This window comes from Micromonospora sp. AMSO1212t (assembly GCF_008868145.1).
GTDB lineage: Bacteria > Actinomycetota > Actinomycetes > Mycobacteriales > Micromonosporaceae > Micromonospora > Micromonospora tulbaghiae.
Genome location: NZ_WBKS01000133.1, coordinates 1 through 16,389 on the forward strand (window position 1 = coordinate 1; position 16,389 = coordinate 16,389).

Annotated in this window: 18 protein-coding genes; 5 read left to right on the plus strand and 13 right to left on the minus strand. The window is 73.6% G+C overall.

Annotation, left to right across the window (positions count from 1 at the left end; translation table 11 throughout):
• Position 1: 1 nt before the first annotated feature.
• Together F8279_RS25000 and F8279_RS25005 are read left to right on the plus strand one after the other, a co-directional pair.
• The gene (locus F8279_RS25000) at positions 2–1,417 is read left to right on the plus strand and encodes an ABC transporter ATP-binding protein (RefSeq protein ID WP_151501255.1); all 1,416 of its coding nucleotides are present in this window, start codon (positions 2–4) and stop codon (positions 1,415–1,417) included.
• On the plus strand, positions 1,414–2,214 hold the full coding sequence (locus tag F8279_RS25005; RefSeq protein ID WP_091421703.1) for an energy-coupling factor transporter transmembrane protein EcfT: 801 nt from the start codon (positions 1,414–1,416) through the stop codon (positions 2,212–2,214). The genes F8279_RS25000 and F8279_RS25005 overlap by 4 nt, the downstream gene beginning before the upstream one ends.
• A gap of 223 nt (positions 2,215–2,437) precedes the next feature.
• On the opposite strand, the gene F8279_RS25010 is transcribed toward F8279_RS25005, so the two are convergent.
• Positions 2,438–2,845: a hypothetical protein gene (locus tag F8279_RS25010; protein ID WP_091421706.1), complete on the minus strand. Its 408-nt coding sequence runs from the start codon at positions 2,843–2,845 to the stop codon at positions 2,438–2,440.
• Positions 2,846–3,223: 378 nt separating this feature from the next.
• Here F8279_RS25010 and gndA point away from each other — a divergent pair, with 378 nt between their 5' ends.
• Positions 3,224–4,666, plus strand: a complete 1,443-nt coding sequence (gene gndA / locus F8279_RS25015; protein WP_151501256.1) for an NADP-dependent phosphogluconate dehydrogenase — start codon at positions 3,224–3,226, stop codon at positions 4,664–4,666.
• Between the two features lie 60 nt (positions 4,667–4,726).
• Here the strand turns inward: gndA and F8279_RS25020 are convergent, their stop codons facing one another.
• The 4 genes from F8279_RS25020 to recO all read right to left on the minus strand — a co-directional run bounded on the left by F8279_RS25020 (position 4,727) and on the right by recO (position 7,005).
• On the minus strand, positions 4,727–4,951 hold the full coding sequence (locus tag F8279_RS25020) for a thioredoxin reductase (protein WP_091421712.1): 225 nt from the start codon (positions 4,949–4,951) through the stop codon (positions 4,727–4,729).
• A gap of 118 nt (positions 4,952–5,069) precedes the next feature.
• Entirely contained in the window at positions 5,070–5,255 is a 186-nt protein-coding gene (locus F8279_RS25025; RefSeq protein WP_073831832.1) for a hypothetical protein, read from the minus strand.
• A gap of 68 nt (positions 5,256–5,323) precedes the next feature.
• Positions 5,324–6,100, minus strand: coding sequence for an isoprenyl transferase (locus F8279_RS25030; RefSeq protein WP_175438756.1), 777 nt, complete (start codon positions 6,098–6,100; stop codon positions 5,324–5,326).
• A 32-nt stretch (positions 6,101–6,132) separates the two neighbouring features.
• A complete protein-coding gene (recO, locus tag F8279_RS25035) occupies positions 6,133–7,005 on the minus strand; it encodes a DNA repair protein RecO (RefSeq protein ID WP_091421720.1) in 873 nt (290 codons plus the stop codon).
• A 102-nt stretch (positions 7,006–7,107) separates the two neighbouring features.
• On the opposite strand from recO, the gene F8279_RS25040 reads away from it, so the two are divergent.
• Positions 7,108–7,959 (plus strand): DUF4097 family beta strand repeat-containing protein, encoded by an 852-nt coding sequence (locus F8279_RS25040; protein WP_225853403.1) that lies wholly within the window; start codon positions 7,108–7,110, stop codon positions 7,957–7,959.
• A gap of 72 nt (positions 7,960–8,031) precedes the next feature.
• On the opposite strand, the gene F8279_RS25045 is transcribed toward F8279_RS25040, so the two are convergent.
• The 8 genes from F8279_RS25045 to F8279_RS25080 form a co-directional block, all read right to left on the minus strand.
• Entirely contained in the window at positions 8,032–9,210 is a 1,179-nt protein-coding gene (locus F8279_RS25045; protein WP_151501257.1) for an acyltransferase, read from the minus strand.
• Between the two features lie 150 nt (positions 9,211–9,360).
• On the minus strand, positions 9,361–10,257 hold the full coding sequence (gene era / locus F8279_RS25050; protein WP_091421729.1) for a GTPase Era: 897 nt from the start codon (positions 10,255–10,257) through the stop codon (positions 9,361–9,363).
• Positions 10,254–10,640 (minus strand): cytidine deaminase, encoded by a 387-nt coding sequence (locus F8279_RS25055; RefSeq protein WP_091421732.1) that lies wholly within the window; start codon positions 10,638–10,640, stop codon positions 10,254–10,256. Before F8279_RS25055 ends, era begins: the two co-directional genes overlap by 4 nt.
• Entirely contained in the window at positions 10,633–12,042 is a 1,410-nt protein-coding gene (locus F8279_RS25060; RefSeq protein WP_175438757.1) for a hemolysin family protein, read from the minus strand. Before F8279_RS25060 ends, F8279_RS25055 begins: the two co-directional genes overlap by 8 nt.
• Entirely contained in the window at positions 12,018–12,491 is a 474-nt protein-coding gene (gene ybeY / locus F8279_RS25065; protein ID WP_091421737.1) for an rRNA maturation RNase YbeY, read from the minus strand. Before ybeY ends, F8279_RS25060 begins: the two co-directional genes overlap by 25 nt.
• Before the next feature lie 39 nt (positions 12,492–12,530).
• Positions 12,531–13,589: a PhoH family protein gene (locus F8279_RS25070; RefSeq protein ID WP_091421739.1), complete on the minus strand. Its 1,059-nt coding sequence runs from the start codon at positions 13,587–13,589 to the stop codon at positions 12,531–12,533.
• 135 nt (positions 13,590–13,724) lie between these two features.
• Positions 13,725–15,101 (minus strand): serine hydrolase, encoded by a 1,377-nt coding sequence (locus F8279_RS25075; protein WP_091421743.1) that lies wholly within the window; start codon positions 15,099–15,101, stop codon positions 13,725–13,727.
• Positions 15,098–15,442: a histidine triad nucleotide-binding protein gene (locus F8279_RS25080; protein WP_013475524.1), complete on the minus strand. Its 345-nt coding sequence runs from the start codon at positions 15,440–15,442 to the stop codon at positions 15,098–15,100. Before F8279_RS25080 ends, F8279_RS25075 begins: the two co-directional genes overlap by 4 nt.
• An 81-nt stretch (positions 15,443–15,523) precedes the next feature.
• Between F8279_RS25080 and F8279_RS25085 the strand changes: the two genes are divergently transcribed.
• Entirely contained in the window at positions 15,524–16,285 is a 762-nt protein-coding gene (locus tag F8279_RS25085) for an SDR family NAD(P)-dependent oxidoreductase (protein ID WP_091421747.1), read from the plus strand.
• Positions 16,286–16,389 lie beyond the last annotated feature (104 nt).

Consider the following 16,389-nt stretch of genomic DNA (forward strand, 5'->3'; position numbering starts at 1 on the left):
GCTGCGGGGGTTCGGGTGGCGGCACGGGGGGCGCAAGGCGTGGGCTCTTCGCGGGGTGGACCTGCGTGTGGAGAGCGGGGAGCGGGTGCTGCTCCTCGGTGCCTCCGGGGCCGGTAAGAGCACGCTGCTGGCCGCGCTCGCCGGGCTGCTGCCGGAGGACTCCGGCGAGCAGGAGGGCACCGTCGAGATCGACGGGCTGGACCCGCGCAAGGCCCGCGAGCGCGTCGGCATCGTCTTCCAGGATCCGGAGACCCAGCTCGTGATGGCCCGCTCCGGCGACGACGTGGCGTTCGGGCTGGAGAACCGTGGCGTACAGGCCAGGGAGATCTGGCCCCGCGTCGACGAGGCGCTGGGCCGGGTCGGTTTCCCGTACCCCCGGGACCGCCCGACCGCCGCGCTCAGCGGCGGGGAGCAGCAGCGACTGGCACTGGCCGGCACGCTCGCGCTACGCCCCGGAGTGCTGCTGCTGGACGAGCCCACCGCCAACCTCGACCCGGCCGGCGCCGCGCTGATCCGCCGGGCCGTCGCCAACGCGCTCGACCCGGACACCACGATGATCCTGGTCGAGCACCGGGTCACCGAGGCGCTGCCGCTGGTGGACCGCGTCGTGGTGCTGGAACCCGGCGGCGGCGTCCGCGCCGACGGGCCGCCCGACGCGGTCTTCGCCGCGCACGGCGACGCGCTGGCCGCCGCCGGGGTCTGGGTACCCGGCCACGTCGCGCCACCCCGGCACGCCACCGCGCCGCCCGGCGACGTGCTGCTCACTGCCGACCGGCTCGGCCTGCCGCCCCGGCTGGACCCCACCGATCTCCGGGTACGCGCCGGCGAGACGCTCGCCGTCCTCGGTCCCAACGGGGTCGGCAAGTCCACACTGGCGCTGCTCCTGGGCGGCCTGCTGAAACCCGGGGCGGGGGCCGTCACCGCGTCCGCCGAACTGGCGGGGCGGGACGCGCGCACTCCCCCGCACCGCTGGCGGGCACCCGCGCTGGTACGCCGGATCGGTTCGGTGTTCCAGGACCCGGAGCACCAGTTCGTCACCGCCACGGTCCGCGACGAGCTGGCGCTCGGCCCGCGCCGCACCGGCCGGCCCGAGGCGGCGGTGACCGCCACCGTGGACGAGCTGTTGCACCGGCTGCGGCTGGACCGGCTGGCGGGCGCCAACCCGTACACCCTCTCCGGTGGGGAGGCGCGGCGGCTGAGCGTGGCGACGGCCCTGGCCACCGCGCCCCGCCTGCTGATCTGCGACGAGCCCACGTTCGGCCAGGACCGGCGCACCTGGTTGGAGCTGGTCGACCTGCTCGCCGAGCTGCGCGACGCCGGGCACGGCCTGGTCACGGTGACCCACGACGAGGACTTCGTGGCCGCGCTGGCCGACCGGACGTTCACCCTGGACCGTTCCGCCGGGGCGTCCTCGTGATCAACCTCGAACCGGTCGCCGCGCCGGGTGCCCCGCTGGCGCGGCGCAACCCGGTGGCGAAGCTGGCCGCCGCGCTGGTCTTCACACTGATCCTGGTGGCGACGCTCGATCCGGTGGCACCGGCCGTCGCCATCGCCGTCGAACTCGCGGTGCTGCCGCTGTTCGGTGTCCGCTACCGGGTGCTGGCCCGCCGCGCCTGGCCGCTGCTCGCCGGTGCCGTCGGCATCCTGGTCACGCTCGTGCTCTTCGCGGCCGACCGCTCCGGCCCGGTACTGCTCCAGGCCGGGCCGATCCTGGTCACCCAGGGCGTGCTGATGACCGCGCTCGGGCTGGTGCTGCGGATGCTCGCCGTGGCGCTGCCCGGCATCGTCGTGTTCGCCACCACCGACCCCACCGACCTGGCCGACGCGCTGATCCAGAACGCGAAGGCGCCCGCCCGGTTCGCCGTCGGGGCGCTGGCCGCGTTCCGCATGGTGCCGCTGCTGGAACAGGAGTGGCGGATGATCAGCATGGCCCGCCGGGCCCGCGGCGTGGACGCCGGCCGCAACCCGGTGGCGAAGCTGCGGCTGTTCGCGTCCACGGCGTTCACCCTGCTGGTGGGCGCGATCCGGCGGGGCACGCGGCTGGCGGTGGCGATGGACGCCCGGGGCTTCGACGCGGGTACCCCGCGCACCGTGGCCCGCCCGCAGCGCTTCACCCGCGCCGACGCCCTGCTCATCGCGGGTGCCGCGCTGCTGGCAGCCGGCGCCCTGGCCACAAGCATCGCCCTGGGCACCTTCCGCCCCTTGATCGGCTGACCCCCTTTCCCTTTCCCTCTCCCCCACACCCTCCCCTCGCCCACCGCCCCGTTGATCATGAGGTTGACGGCATCGGTTGCCCGATTTGCCGCCGCCAACTTCATGGTCAACCAAGACCGGGCGAGATCTTGGTACGGAATGGCCCCTATGGGGGCCGGAATCTTCCAAGATCTTCGGGGACGGCCGCGCGGGCCCCGGATGAGGGCCTGCCCGGGGCTGTCGGTCAGCTGCGACGGAAGGCGTAGAACCGGGTCTGGCCGGCACGCTGGCTGCGCCCGGTGAACCGGGCCTGCCGCCCTGCCGGTGGGCCCGATCTGGGCGGCGTCGCGGATGCGCCCGGCAGGACCGGGGTCTCCAGAGACTCCGAGGGCGACACCGTCGGCGCAGCCAGCACTGGCGGCACCGCATCCGGAGACACGGTGGGCGCCGCCGGCTCGGTGGGGAGCCCCATCGGAGACACGGTGGGCGCCGCCGACTCGGTCGGGAGCACCACCGCAGACACGGTGGGCGCCGCCGGCTCGGTCGGGAGCACCACCGCGGGCGGTGCCACGGTGAGCGCGTCGAGCTTCGGCGGGGTCACCTGCGACGCGGACTGCTTGCGGGACTTCTTCGGATTGCGCTTCGCGGGCATTCGCGGGCCTCCTGTCGTGCGGGCGCGCCGACCGGGACGCGCCGAGCGAGGGCTCCGGTGCGTTCCGACCACGACAGACACCGCGACCGACGGCGGCGGGGAAGGGATGCGGACGCCCGGAGCAGGACGGGTCCACGGCACTTCGGCGGTGGACCGGGCTCGGAGGTGGGGCGTCACTTACGCATGCGGCAACACTATCCCGCCGCCCCGACGTCCCGCACCCGAATTACCGGAGAAGGACCACCGGGAGGCGAGGCGCGAACGCGCCGCAGACGCACGGCCACCCACCGGTCACGCCCTGTCGACGTCCCCGCCCACTCCCCCGACGACCGCGATACGGTCGCAGAACGGCAGCACGGACGAGAGGTGGCGGTACGCATGGCAGAGCAGGCGACGGCGCAGATCGGGGTCACCGGTCTGGCGGTGATGGGCCGCAACCTGGCCCGGAACCTGGCCCGCAACGGCTTCGCCGTGGCGGTGCACAACCGGTCGCCGGAACGTACCCGCAGCCTCGTGGCCGAACACGGCGACGAGGGCACGTTCGTGCCGTCGGAGTCGCTCGCGGACTTCGTCGGCTCGCTGGAGCGGCCCCGCGCGGTGATCGTGATGGTGAAGGCCGGCGCGCCCACCGACGCGGTGATCGACGAGCTGGTCCCGCTGCTGGAGGAGGGGGACATCGTCGTCGACTGCGGCAACGCGCACTTCGCCGACACCCGCCGCCGGGAGGAGGCGCTGCGCGAGCACGGCCTGCACTTCGTCGGCACCGGTGTGTCCGGCGGCGAGGAGGGCGCGCTGCTCGGCCCGAGCATCATGCCCGGCGGGTCGGCCGAGTCGTACCGCAAGCTGGGGCCGATCTTCGAGAAGATCGCCGCGCAGGTGGAGGGCGAGCCCTGCTGCCGGCACATCGGACCGGACGGCGCGGGCCACTTCGTGAAGATGGTGCACAACGGCATCGAGTACGCCGACATGCAGCTCATCGCCGAGGCGTACGACCTGTTGCGGGCCGGTCTGTCGGCGAGCCCGGCGGAGATCGCGGAGATCTTCCGCGAGTGGAACGGCGGCGAGCTGGGGTCGTTCCTCATCGAGATCACCGCCGACGTGCTCGGTCACACCGACGCGGCGACCGGCCAGGCGTTCGTGGACATCGTGCTCGACCAGGCCGAGCAGAAGGGCACCGGCCGCTGGACCGTGCAGAGCGCGCTCGACCTCGGCATCCCGATCACCGGCATCGCCGAGGCCACGTTCGCCCGGTCGCTGTCCGGCCACGCCGACCAGCGGGAGGCCGCCCGCCGCGTGTTCGGTGACGCGGGCGAGAAGTGGCAGGTGGACGACCGGGACGCGTTCGTCGAGGACGTGCGCCGCGCTCTGCTGGCCAGCAAGATCGTCGCGTACGCGCAGGGTTTCGACCACATCCGGGCCGGCAGCCGGGAGTACGACTGGGACATCGACCTGGGCGGTACGGCCACCATCTGGCGGGGTGGCTGCATCATCCGGGCCGGTTTCCTGGACCGGATCCGGGAGGCGTACGACGCGGAGCCGGACCTGTCGACGCTGCTCGTCGCGCCCTGGTTCGCCGAGCGGGTCAGCGCCGGCGTACCGGCCTGGCGACGGGTGGTGGCCGACGCGGCCCGGGCGGGCGTACCGGCACCGGCCTTCGGGTCGTCGCTGGCCTACTTCGACGCGCTGCGGGCGCAGCGACTGCCGGCCGCGCTGATCCAGGGCCTGCGGGACAACTTCGGCGCGCACACCTACCACCGGGTGGACCGGGACGGCTCGTTCCACACCCTCTGGGCGGGCGACCGCTCCGAAGTGGAGGCGTGAGCCGCACCGGCATGGGCCGCACCGGCACCAGCCCGGGCCGTCCCAGCCCCGGCGTGCGGCTCACCAGGCGCGCTGACCGTCCGGCTCGGGCGCCCATCCGGCGGCCGGCTCTCCGGCCGCCAGCTCGCCGATCTCACCGGAGCGGACCGCCGGGGTGTGCCCCAGCTCGGCGCACCACCGCTGCGCCACGTCGGCGCACAGTGCGGCCACGGCGTCCCGGCGGGCCGGCTCCACCAGGTCGGCGGCGGCCAGGGCAGCAGTCATCTCGTACCGGAGATCGCGCATCCTCCACCCCCGTGGTGGGCGCAAGCGCGCCCTGCGCCGATCGTAGAGCGGAACGCCCCGCGCCCGGCGGGAAAGCCGGATGCGGGGCGTTCGGTCGGGCCGGACGTGATCGCCGGGCTCAGAAGAACCGGCGACGCTTGGCCTTCTGCGGCCGGACCAGGTCGGCGCCCTTGGTCAGCAGACGGCTCACCCCGGACGGGCCGCGACGGGCCTCCAGGGTGTGGCTGAGCCGGCGCGCGCCGGCTGCCGCCAGCGGCACGGCGACCGCCATGACCGCCCACTGCGCGATCCGCTTCTGAATCATGTGGTTCACCTCCGCGTTTGTCGTCTGCCGGTATCGGTACCCAGCGCGGCGCGTCGGTAAGCGTGACCTCAGGCTCCTGGTGCCACCGGGTTGGGCAGGGCACCGCCGAAGCGGCGGTCGCGCTGGGCGTACAGCTCGCAGGCGTACCAGAGGTGGCGGCGGTCGAAGTCGGGCCAGAGCGTGTCCAGGTAGACCAGCTCGGCGTACGCGGTCTGCCAGAGCAGGAAGTTGGAGATGCGCTGCTCGCCGGAGGGTCGCAGGAACAGGTCGACCTCGGGCACCTCGGGGTGGTAGAGGTAACGCGCGACCGTCTTCTCGTTCACCTTGGCCGGGTCGAGCCTGCCGGCGGCGACGTCGCGGGCGATCCCGGCGGCGGCGTCGGCGATCTCCGCCTGGCCGCCGTAGTTGACGCAGAACTGGAGCGTCAGCGTCGAGTTGTCGCGCGACATCTCCTCCGCGGTCTGCAGCTCGGAGATGACGCTCTTCCAGAGCCGGCCCGCGCGGCCCGACCAGACCACGCGTACGCCCAGGTCGACGAGCTGGTCGCGGCGGCGCCGGATGACGTCGCGGTTGAAGCCCATCAGGAAGCGGACCTCGTCCGGCGAGCGCCGCCAGTTCTCGGTGGAGAACGCGTACGCCGAAAGGTAGGGAATGCCCATCTCGATCGCGCCCTCGACGGCGTCGAAGAGGCTGTGCTCGCCCTGCTCGTGCCCCTTGGTGCGGGGCAGGCCGCGTTCCTTGGCCCAGCGGCCGTTGCCGTCCATCACGATGGCGACGTGCCGGGGCACCGCGGCGGGCGGCAGCGCCGGCGGACGGGCGCCGGACGGGTGCGGGGTCGGCGGCACCGGCTCGCGGCGGGTCGCCCTCGTCGATCGGATCACTCGGTCATCTCCCTGTTCACACCGGCGACGGGCCCGGCGCCGGAGCGCGGCGGGACCACGTCCGGCCCCGCGCCGCCGGGCGCCGGGACCGCGCCGGCCGCCGGGGCGCCCCGGTCGACCAGCGGCAGCGAGCGTAGCGCGCGCTCCAGATGCCACTGGAGGTGCGCCGCGACCAGCCCGCTGCACTCGCGTCGTACCCCGGTCTCGGCGGCGTCGGCGTACCCCCAGTCGCCGGAGGTCAGCGCGGACATCAGTTGCAGCGTGGCCGGCGCGGGATGGGCGGCGCCCGGGGGCCGGCAGTCCGGGCAGACCGCGCCGCCGGCCGGTACGGAGAACGCGCGGTGCCGGCCCGGCTCGCCACAGACCGCGCAGGCGGCGAGCGCCGGCGCCCAGCCGGCGAAGGCCATGCCGCGCAGCAGATACGCGTCGAGCACGAGCGTGGTGGCGTGCTCGCCGCGGGCCAGCGACTTCATCGCGCCGAGGGTGAGCTGGAACAGCCGCAGCGACGGCTCGCGCTCGACCGGGGTGAGCCGCTCGGCGGTCTCGGCGATCGCGCTGGCCGCGGTGTAGCGGGGGTAGTCGCCGAGGAACCGCTTGCCGTACAGCTCGATCGCCTCGACCTGGCTGACGGTGTGCAGCGAGCTGCCGTGGTTGCCCTTGGGGTCACCGGCGAGCTGGAGGTCGACGTGCCCGAACGGCTCCAACCGCGCGCCGAACCGACTCGTGGTGCGACGCACGCCCCGGGCGACCGCGCGCAACCGGCCGTGCCGGCGGGTGAACAGCGTGATGATGCGGTCGGACTCGCCCAGCTTCTGCACACGCAGCACCACCGCGTCGTCGCGGTAGAGCTGTCGGCGGTACCCGGCCATCAGGCCATTCTCCCTCCGGGTGCGATCTCAGGGTCGGCTCGGGGTGGACCGTCGGGCGATCCCCGATGTGCCGGGTGCTCGGCCGGACCTAGTGTGCTGGCCATGGCTTCGCTCCGCACCGCTCCTCGGCCGCGCACGGGCTTCCGGCCGCGCAACCCCTTCCGGCCGCGCACGGGCTTCCGGGCACGCGGCGTGGTGGCCGCCACCGCGGCCACCACCCTCATCGTCCTCGCCGGGTGTGACACCCTCTCGTTCCGCCGCCTCGACTTCGACCAGACCGAGCGGACGAAGATCACCAAGATCACCGTGGACGACGACGGCGCCGGCGACGTCGTGGTCCGGGCCAACGGTCCCGCGGACCAGGTACGCGTCAAGCGCGTGGTCCGCTACCAGGGCGACGAGCCGAACAGCCGGTACGAGATCAAGGGCGACGAACTCGTCCTGCCCACCGACTGCGGGCACCGGTGCAGCATCTCCTGGGAGGTGACCGCGCCGCCCGGCGTGGTGGTGCGCGGCGGCACCGGCTCGGGCAACGTCGACCTCAGCGACGTCGGCGCGGTGGAGTTCACGCTCAGCTCCGGCGACCTGACCGTCCGGGGTGCCACCGGCGAGGTCCGCGCGTCCACCACGTCGGGCAACATCCGGGTCGTCGAGGCGGCCGGCCCGGTGCGTCTGCGGGCCCGCTCCGGCAACATCGAGGCCCGCCGGCTCGCCTCCGCGATCGACGCGGAGACCACGTCCGGCAACATCGTCGTCGAGCTGGACCAGCCGGCTCCGGCCCGGGTGCACGCCACGAGCGGAGACGTCGACCTGGCCGTACCGGCGGGCCGCTACCGGGTACGCGCCACCGCGACGTCCGGCGACACCGACGTGCGCGTCACCGACGACCCGACCGCCTCGGTGCAGCTCGAAGCGTCCGCCACCAGCGGCAACGTCACGGTCAGCACCCGCTGATCCGACGGCGTCCGGCCGGGCGGACGCGGCGGACGCGGCGGACGCGGGACCGTGGCCGTACCCGGTGGTGGCTCAGCCGGGCGCGTCCCGCCGGGACGCCGGGACGCCGTCGCCCCGGCCGGGGCGTACGGGGGTCTCGGCCGCGCGGCGCGGCGTCGGCACCCGGGCGCCGACGCTGACCAGCGCATCCTCTGCCCCGGCGGGGGCCGGGCTGGCCGGGGCGGCCGCCGCCCGGTCGGCCACGGTCCGCCGCGGCTTGCCGGGGATCAGTTCCGGGGTACGCCGGGCGGCCACGTCCTCGACCCAGCCGACCATGAGCGTCACCACGCCGACGAGCGCGAAGACCAGCCCCACCCGCAGCCACAGGCCGACCGGGTCACGCGGCGACCAGCCGACCAGGCCGACGAGCGGGGTGAGCAGCACCACGAACGGCATGTGCCAGAGGTAGACGGTCAGCGCCCGCCGGTTCACCACCGTGACCGCCCGGCCGAGCGCCGGCACGCGGTCGACCCAGGTCACCCCGGCCGGCGCCCGTCCGATCGCCACCAGGATGAACGCGGCCGACCAGAGCGCGTTGCCGAGCGGGATGTCGTTGATGTCGTACCCGCGCGGGCCCGGGTGGGTGACGATCCAGGCCAGCCCGGCGGCGCCGACCACAGCGGCCGCCGGCAGCAGCACCCGGTTACGCATGCGGCGCAGCAGCCCGTCGTGGTGGGCGAAGCCGAGCAACCAGGCGCCGAAGTAGAGGCCGAATTCGCGCAGCACCGTCGGCGGGTTCGCCAGGACGCCGGCCTCGATCGCGACCAGCAGCAGGTACGGCGCGGCGAGCGTGGGCAGCGGCGCCCGTCGGAACAGCCACAGCACGAGCGGCGAGGCCAGTACGAACCACAGGTAGTCCCGCAGGTACCAGATCGGGCTCAGCGCCAGCCCACCCCAGTAGTTGGCCGGCGGATCGCTGATCGGGAAGAGCCAGAGCAGCACCCTCGGGCTGAACGTCAGCCCGGTGAGCAGCATGGCCGGCACGAAGACCGCGGCGACCACCCACAGCGACGGCAGCAGGCGGCGCAGCCGGCGCCCGACCGAACGCACCCCGCTGCGGTCGAGTGACGCCGCCATCAGCGACCCGGCCAGGGCGAACATCACCGACATCGCCGGGAACACCAGCGTGAGCGTGGCGTAGCCGGTGACGTGGTAGGTGACGACTCGCAGGATGGCCAGGAAGCGGAGCAGGTCCAGATAGCGGTTTCGCATCAGCTCACGGCGGGGTCCGGGGGCAGAGACAATGGTCCCTACCCTGCTCCCGGATGCTGCGAAACAGCCACGAACACCCATGGAAAGTGAGATGTCCCATAGGTCTGGCTGATCCTGATCACCCGCCGCCGGACCTGCCCCGGCCGCCGGTCAGAAGCCGAGCTTGCGCAACTGCTTCGGGTCGCGCTGCCAGTCCTTCGCCACCCGTACGTGCAGGTCGAGATAGACCCGGGTGCCGAGCAACTCCTCGATCTGCCGCCGGGCGGTGGTGCCCACGTGCTTGAGGCGGCTGCCCCGGTGGCCGATGACGATGGCCTTCTGACTCGAGCGCTCCACGTACACGTCGGCGTAGATCTTGGTGAGGTTGCCCTCCGGGATCATCTCCTCCACCACCACGGCGATGGAGTGCGGCAGCTCGTCGCGTACACCCTCCAGCGCCGCCTCGCGGACCAGCTCCGCCACGAGGACCTGCTCCGGGTCGTCGGTGAGCATGCCGTCCGGGTAGAGCTGCGGTGACTCCGGCAGGTAGCCGGTCATCACGTCCACGAGCGTGTCGACCTGGTGCCCGGAGACCGCGCTGACCGGCACCACTGCGGCGAACTCGCCCAGCTCGCTCACCGCGAGCAACTGCTCGGCCAGCCGCTTCTTGTCGACCAGGTCGGTCTTGGTGACCACCGCCAGCACCGTGGCCTTCAGGCTGGCCAGCTCGCCGGTGATGAAGCGGTCGCCCCGCCCGACCGGCTCGTTCGCCGGGACGCACAGGCCGATCACGTCGACCTCGCTCCAGGTCTCCCGGACCAGATCGTTGAGGCGCTCGCCGAGCAGCGTCCGGGGACGGTGCAGGCCCGGGGTGTCGACCAGCACGAGCTGCGAGTCCGGCCGGTGCAGCACCGCCCGGATGATGTGCCGGGTGGTCTGCGGCTTGTTCGAGGTGATCGCGATCTTGGTGCCGACGATCGCGTTGGTGAGCGTCGACTTGCCGGCGTTCGGCCGCCCGACGAAACAGGCGAAACCGGCCCGGTAGGGACGCGCCTCGGGCGTGGTCACTCGACCACCGTGCCGAGGACGGTGCCGTCCGGCGCGGCCACGTGCACCGGCGCGTCGGCGGAGAGGTCACGCACCGCGGCGTGCCCGGCCCCGTCCAGCGTCGACGCCTCGCTCACCACCACAGCGGCCTCCAGCCGGCTCGCGCCCGCCGCCACCGCCGAGGCCACAGCGAGCTGGAGCGCGGTCAGGGTCAGCGACGGCAGCGCCACGCTCGCCGCCGCGTACGTCCGGCCGTCCTGGTCGCGGACCGCGGCGCCCTCCACGGCCGCCACCCGGCTCCGCGCGCCCCGGGCCAGGACGACGAGCTTGGCGTCCTCGGCGCTCAGCTCCGCCGGGTCGGCGGGGGTGGGCAGGGCAGCCGGTACGGCGGGTGACTCAGGCATCGGCGGGTTGCCTCTCCTCAGAACGGTTGTTGTCGCCACGCGAATCGGGCGGCTCGCTTCGGTTGGTGCCCTCCGGCGCGTCACCCCGGTCGACCCGGCTCACCAGAACCGTGTCGATCCGGTTGCGCCGGCCGGTGGTGCCCTCGGCCACCAGCCGCAGGCCGGCCACCTCGGCCTCGGCGCCCGGGATGGGCACCCGGCCGAGCGCCTGGGCGAGCAGGCCACCGACCGTCTCCACCTCGTCGGTGGGCAGCTCGGTGTCGAACAGCTCACCCAGATTCTCCACCGGCAGCCGCGCGGTCACCCGCACGGCCCCGTCCGGCAGGTGCTCGACCGGCGGGCGCTCGACATCGTACTCGTCGGTGATCTCCCCGACGATCTCCTCCAGGATGTCCTCGATGGTGACCAGCCCGCCGGTGCCGCCGTACTCGTCGACCACGATGACCAGGTGGTTCCGGGCCGCCTGCATCTCCGAGAGCAGGTCGTCCACCGGCTTCGACTCCGGCACGAACGTGGCCGGGCGCATCAGCTCGGCCACCGGCATCTGCCGGGCCTCCTGGTCGCCCTGGACCCGCCGGATCAGGTCCTTGAGGTAGAGCACGCCGAGCACGTCGTCGACGTTCTCTCCTATCACCGGGATGCGGGAGAAACCGGAGCGCAGGAACAGCGCCAGCGCCTGCGCGAGCGTCTTGCTCTCCTCGATCCACACCATCTCGGTACGCGGCACCATCACCTCGCGGGCGATGGTGTCGCCGAGCGCGAAGACCGAGTGGATCATCTGGCGCTCGCCGTGCTCCACCACCCCGCGCTGCTCGGCCAGGTCGACCAGCTCCCGCAGCTCCACCTGGGTCGCGAACGGCCCCTCGCGGAAGCCCTTGCCGGGGGTGACCGCGTTGCCGATCAGGATCAGCAGCGACGCCAGCGGGTTGAGCGCGCGGCCCAGCCAGCGCACCAGCGGAGCGACCGCGCGGCCGACCGCGTACGCGTGCTGGCGGCCGATCGTGCGCGGGCCGACGCCGACCACGACGAAGCTCACCACTGTCATCGCGCCGGCGGTCACCAGCGCCGCCCGCCAGCCCGCGCCGAACGTGTCGACAGCGACCAGCGCGACGAGCGTGGTGGCGGTCAGCTCGGCCAGCAGGCGCAGCAGGAGAAGCAGGTTCAGGTGGCGGACCACGTCACCGGCGACCACCTGGAGGGCACGCCCGCCGCGCGCGCCGTCCCGGGTCAGCTCGGCCGCGCGGGCCGGGGATACGGCGGCCAGCGCCGCCTCGGTCATCGCGATCAGGCCGGCGAGCACCACCAGCCCGGCGGCGAAGAACAGGAGTTGAAGATCGGGCAGACCGGCGGGGGCACGGACCGCCGCCAAGGCGTCCATCACCGCGACCGGGTCGACCGCCAGCTGGCCAGCAGCCGGGCCTGGAGGCCGAACATCTCCCGCTCCTCCTCGGGCTCGGCGTGGTCGTAGCCCAGCAGGTGCAGCACGCCGTGCACGGTGAGCAGGTGCAGCTCGTCGGCGGCCGAGTGCCCGGCCGCGGCGGCCTGCTTGGCCGCCACCTCCGGGCAGAGCACGATGTCGCCGAGCAGGGCCGGCTCACCGCCGGCCGGGCTGCTCTCGCCCGGGCCGTGGTCGACGCTGCCCTCGTCCATGGGGAAGGCGAGCACGTCGGTCGGGCCGTCGCCACCCATCCACCTGTGGTTCAGCTCCGACATGTATTCGATGTCGACGAGCAGCACGGACAGCTCGGCGAGGGGGTTGACCCCCATCTCGTCGAGGGCGTGCCGCGCGACGGCGAGCACGGCGTCGGTGTCGACGTCGACACCCGACTCGTTGGCGATCTCGATGGACAACTGTCTTCCTCTGATGATGTGACGGCTTGCGCCGGCAGGTCAGCGGCGCCGGCCGGCCCGGCCGCCCTGGGCGGTCCGCCCCGGTACGGCGTGCACGCTCTGCGCCTGCTGGTTCTCCCGCTCGGCGTCCCAGCGGGCGTACGCGTCGACGATCTCGCCCACCAGCTTGTGACGGACCACGTCGGAGCTGGAGAGCTGGGCGAAGTGCACGTCCTCGACGTTGTTCAGGATCTCCCGGACCACCCGCAGGCCGCTGGTCGTCCCGCCGGGAAGGTCCACCTGGGTGACGTCACCGGTGACGACGATCTTGGAGCCGAAGCCGAGCCGGGTGAGGAACATCTTCATCTGCTCGGGCGTGGTGTTCTGCGCCTCGTCCAGGATGATGAACGCGTCGTTCAACGTCCTTCCGCGCATGTATGCCAGCGGCGCGACCTCGATCGTGCCGGCGGCCATCAGCTTCGGGATGGTCTCCGGGTCGAGCATGTCGTGCAGCGCGTCGTAGAGCGGGCGCAGGTAGGGGTCGATCTTCTCGTTCAGGGTGCCGGGCAGGAAGCCCAGCCGCTCCCCCGCCTCGACCGCCGGCCGGGTCAGGATGATCCGGTTGACCTGCTTGGCCTGGAGCGCCTGCACGGCCTTCGCCATGGCCAGGTAGGTCTTGCCGGTACCCGCCGGGCCGATGCCGAAGACGATGGTGTGGGCGTCGATCGCGTCGACGTACTTCTTCTGCCCCAGCGTCTTGGGACGGATGGTGCGACCGCGCCGGGAGAGGATGTTGAGCGTCAGGACCTCGGCGGGCCGCTCGGCGCCGCCCTGCTCGAGCATGCCGACGGTACGCCGTACCGCGTCTGTGGTCAGTGTCTCGCCTTTCTCGATCAGTTCGAGCAGCTCACTGAAGAGACGCTCGGCGAGGGCGTTGTCGGCGGGGGCGCCGGTGATGGTGATCTCGTTGCCGCGCACGTGGACGTCGCTGTCGATCGAGCGCTCGACGAGCCGCAGGATCTCGTCGCCCGCACCGAGCAGATTCACCATGATCTTCTGGTCGGGAACCGTGATCCTGGTCTGCACACGTGGCGTGCCGGGAGGTGGGGTGCCGGTCATAGGTCGGGCCCGTCGGGCCCTGCGCCACCTGCTCTCCGCTTCTCGGGTGCCGAGCCCTGCTGGCGCGGCGTACGGTTACCTCCATCGTATCGGGTCGGCACCGTACGCACCGCGCCCATTTCCGGTGCTCGCCGGTCAGTCACCGACGCGGAAGTCGTACCCGTCGAAGGTCTCCTGGGTGCGGGTGAAGCGGTAGGTCGCCCAGTGCATCCGGACCACCACGCCGCGCTCGTCGCGGGTCAGCCGCAGCAGCTCCCCCACCTCCCGGCCGGAGACCGTCCGGAACACGTCCGGCCGGTCCGGCAGCGGCGCGAACACCGCGGGCGGCTTCCCGGCCGGGTCGTCCGCGCCACGCGCCCGCAGCGTCCCGTCGTGCCAGGAGAAGACGTACTCGAAGCCCTCGCCCCACCAGCGGCCCGGCACGCCGCGCAGGTGGTCCGGCGCGGGCGGGCCGGGACGCCACGGCTCGATCTCCGCCGGGTCGTGCTCGGCGGCGGCGGCGAGCAGCCGGTGTGACAGGTCGAACACCTCCACGCCGGTGCCGGACGAGCCGAGCACCGCGCAGCCCATCGCCCCGGCGGTGCCCTGCCCGCCGCGCCGCCCGTACACGGCGGCGAGGAATCCGGGCATCGCGCCGTCGTGGCCGACGTGGGTCACCCGCTCCGGCTGCGGGACCAGGATCAGGCCCAGCCCGAAGCCGGCCGCCCAGACCGACTCGTCGGTGGGGGTGAGCGGCCAGCGCATCTCCTCGACCGTCGCCGCGGAGAGCACCGCGCCGTCCGGGTCCACCGCCGCCGGGTCGGCCAGGAACGCGGCCCAGCGGGCCATGTCCGTCGCGGTGCTCCAGAGCTGCGCGGCGGGGGCCACCGCGCCGAAGTCGGCGGGTGGTTCCGGGTGTGCCTCGTCGGAGTACGCGTCGACCAGGAACCCGGTCGCGGCGCGCTCGGTCGGGTGCGGGCCGGTGGCGGTCAGCCCGAGCGGAGTGAGTACCCGGTCGGCCAGCACCTCGGCCCAGGTGCCGCCGCGCAGCCGGGCGACAGCCTCGCCGAGCAGCGCCAGGCCGAGGTTGGAGTAGTGGAAGCGCCGGCCGGCGGGCAGCACCCGCTCGACCCGGGCCAGATCCGCCAGCATCTCGTCGACCGCCGGGGCGCGCAGGCTGTCCCACACGTCGCCGTGCGGCTCGCGTTGCAGGCCGGCGGTGTGCGACAGCAGCCGGCGTACGGTCGCGTCGCCGTGCGCGGGCAGGTCGAGGTGCCGCCCGATCGGGTCGTCCAGGTCGAGCAGGCCGTCGTCGCGGCACTGCATGACGAGCGCCGCGGTGAAGGTCTTGGTGACCGAGCCGATCCGGAACACCGTCTCCGGTCCCAGCGGGGTGTCGTTGCCGGTGTCGCCCACGGTGCAGGTCCAGAGCGGCCGGTCGGCCCGGTGCAGGGCGGCCGACACCGCCGGGATCCGGCCGGTGGCCTGCGCCTGGCGCACCATCCGGCCGAGCCGGTCGGGGACGTCGGTCATCGGCAGAGCATCGGACCGAGCGGCGCGCCGCCGAGCAGGTGGGCGTGCACGTGGAAGACCTCCTGGCCGCCGTACGGGCCGGTGTTGAACATCAGCCGGAACCCGTCGACGGTCAGGCCCTCCTCCTCGGCGACCACGGCGGCGGTCTGGAGCACCTCGCCGGCCAGCTCGGGTGCGCCCTGGGCCAGCGTGGCCACGTCCGCGTAGTGCTCCTTCGGGATCACCAGCACGTGGGTGGGCGCCTTCGGGTCGATGTCCCGGAAGGCCAGGGTGGTGGCGGTCTCGCGGACGATGGTGGCCGGAATCTCCCCGGCGACGATCCGGCAGAAGAGGCAGTCCATCGCAGCAGTGTAAGGACGGGCGCCCGGAGCGTGCCGGGGGCACCGCCGGGCGGACCGCCCCGATGCGGCAGGATGGCCGCCATGTCGGGACGGGCGGTGCTGGTGACGGGGGCCTCGCGGGGCATCGGGCGGGCGGTGGCGCGGGCGTTCGCCGCCGGTGGGGACCGGGTGGCGATCCACCACCGGGACTCGGCCGAGCTGGCCGAGCGGCTGCGCGCCGAACTGCCCGGTGACGGGCACGTCGTGGTACGCGCCGACCTGGCCGACCCCGACGCGGTACGCGCCATGGTGGACGAGGCGGCCCAGCGGCTCGGCGGTCTCGACGTGCTGGTGAACAACGCGGGCGTGTTCGGGCCGGCCGATCCGCCGCACCCGGTCTTCGAGAGCAGCTACGAGCAGTGGCGGGCGCGGTGGCGGGAGGTGCTGGACACCAACCTCGTCGGCGCCGCGAACGCCGCCTGGTGCGCCGCGCAGCACATGCGCGAACGCGGGGGCCGGATCGTGAACGTCTCGTCCCGGGGCGCGTTCCGGGGCGAGCCGGCCAACCCGGCGTACGGGGCCAGCAAGGCCGGGATGAACGCGATGGCCCAGTCGCTCGCGGTGGCGCTGGCGCCGTACGGCATCGGGGTGGCCTGCGTGGCGCCCGGCTTCGTCGAGACCGACATGACGAACGAGCACCTGAAGAGCGAGCGGGGCGAGGCGGTACGCGCCCAGTCCCCGTTCCACCGGGTGGCCCGGCCGGAGGAGATCGCCGCGGCGGTGCACTGGCTGGCGAGCCCCGAGGCCGAGTGGGCGTCAGGCACCATCATCGACCTGAACGGCGCCTCCTACCTCCGCTCCTGACCCGCGCCCCGGCTCCGCGATCTTGCAGTTTTGGCCCTGGCAAACCGCGCTGAAGGGACATGGCGAGGGCCGTAACTGCAAGATCGGCGCGCAGGGCGGGGCGC

What these genes read in the sequence shown, in the direction of transcription:
- F8279_RS25010 (WP_091421706.1), bottom strand. Translation starts at nt 2,845, where the DNA reads ATGCCCGCGAAGCGCAATCCGAAGAAGTCCCGCAAGCAGTCCGCGTCG.
- gndA (WP_151501256.1), top strand. Translation starts at nt 3,224, where the DNA reads ATGGCAGAGCAGGCGACGGCGCAGATCGGGGTCACCGGTCTGGCGGTG.
- F8279_RS25020 (WP_091421712.1), bottom strand. Translation starts at nt 4,951, where the DNA reads ATGCGCGATCTCCGGTACGAGATGACTGCTGCCCTGGCCGCCGCCGAC.
- F8279_RS25025 (WP_073831832.1), bottom strand. Translation starts at nt 5,255, where the DNA reads ATGATTCAGAAGCGGATCGCGCAGTGGGCGGTCATGGCGGTCGCCGTG.
- recO (WP_091421720.1), bottom strand. Translation starts at nt 7,005, where the DNA reads ATGGCCGGGTACCGCCGACAGCTCTACCGCGACGACGCGGTGGTGCTG.
- F8279_RS25040 (WP_225853403.1), top strand. Translation starts at nt 7,108, where the DNA reads ATGGCTTCGCTCCGCACCGCTCCTCGGCCGCGCACGGGCTTCCGGCCG.
- F8279_RS25045 (WP_151501257.1), bottom strand. Translation starts at nt 9,210, where the DNA reads ATGCGAAACCGCTATCTGGACCTGCTCCGCTTCCTGGCCATCCTGCGA.
- F8279_RS25055 (WP_091421732.1), bottom strand. Translation starts at nt 10,640, where the DNA reads ATGCCTGAGTCACCCGCCGTACCGGCTGCCCTGCCCACCCCCGCCGAC.
- F8279_RS25070 (WP_091421739.1), bottom strand. Translation starts at nt 13,589, where the DNA reads ATGACCGGCACCCCACCTCCCGGCACGCCACGTGTGCAGACCAGGATC.
- F8279_RS25075 (WP_091421743.1), bottom strand. Translation starts at nt 15,101, where the DNA reads ATGACCGACGTCCCCGACCGGCTCGGCCGGATGGTGCGCCAGGCGCAG.
- F8279_RS25080 (WP_013475524.1), bottom strand. Translation starts at nt 15,442, where the DNA reads ATGGACTGCCTCTTCTGCCGGATCGTCGCCGGGGAGATTCCGGCCACC.
- F8279_RS25085 (WP_091421747.1), top strand. Translation starts at nt 15,524, where the DNA reads ATGTCGGGACGGGCGGTGCTGGTGACGGGGGCCTCGCGGGGCATCGGG.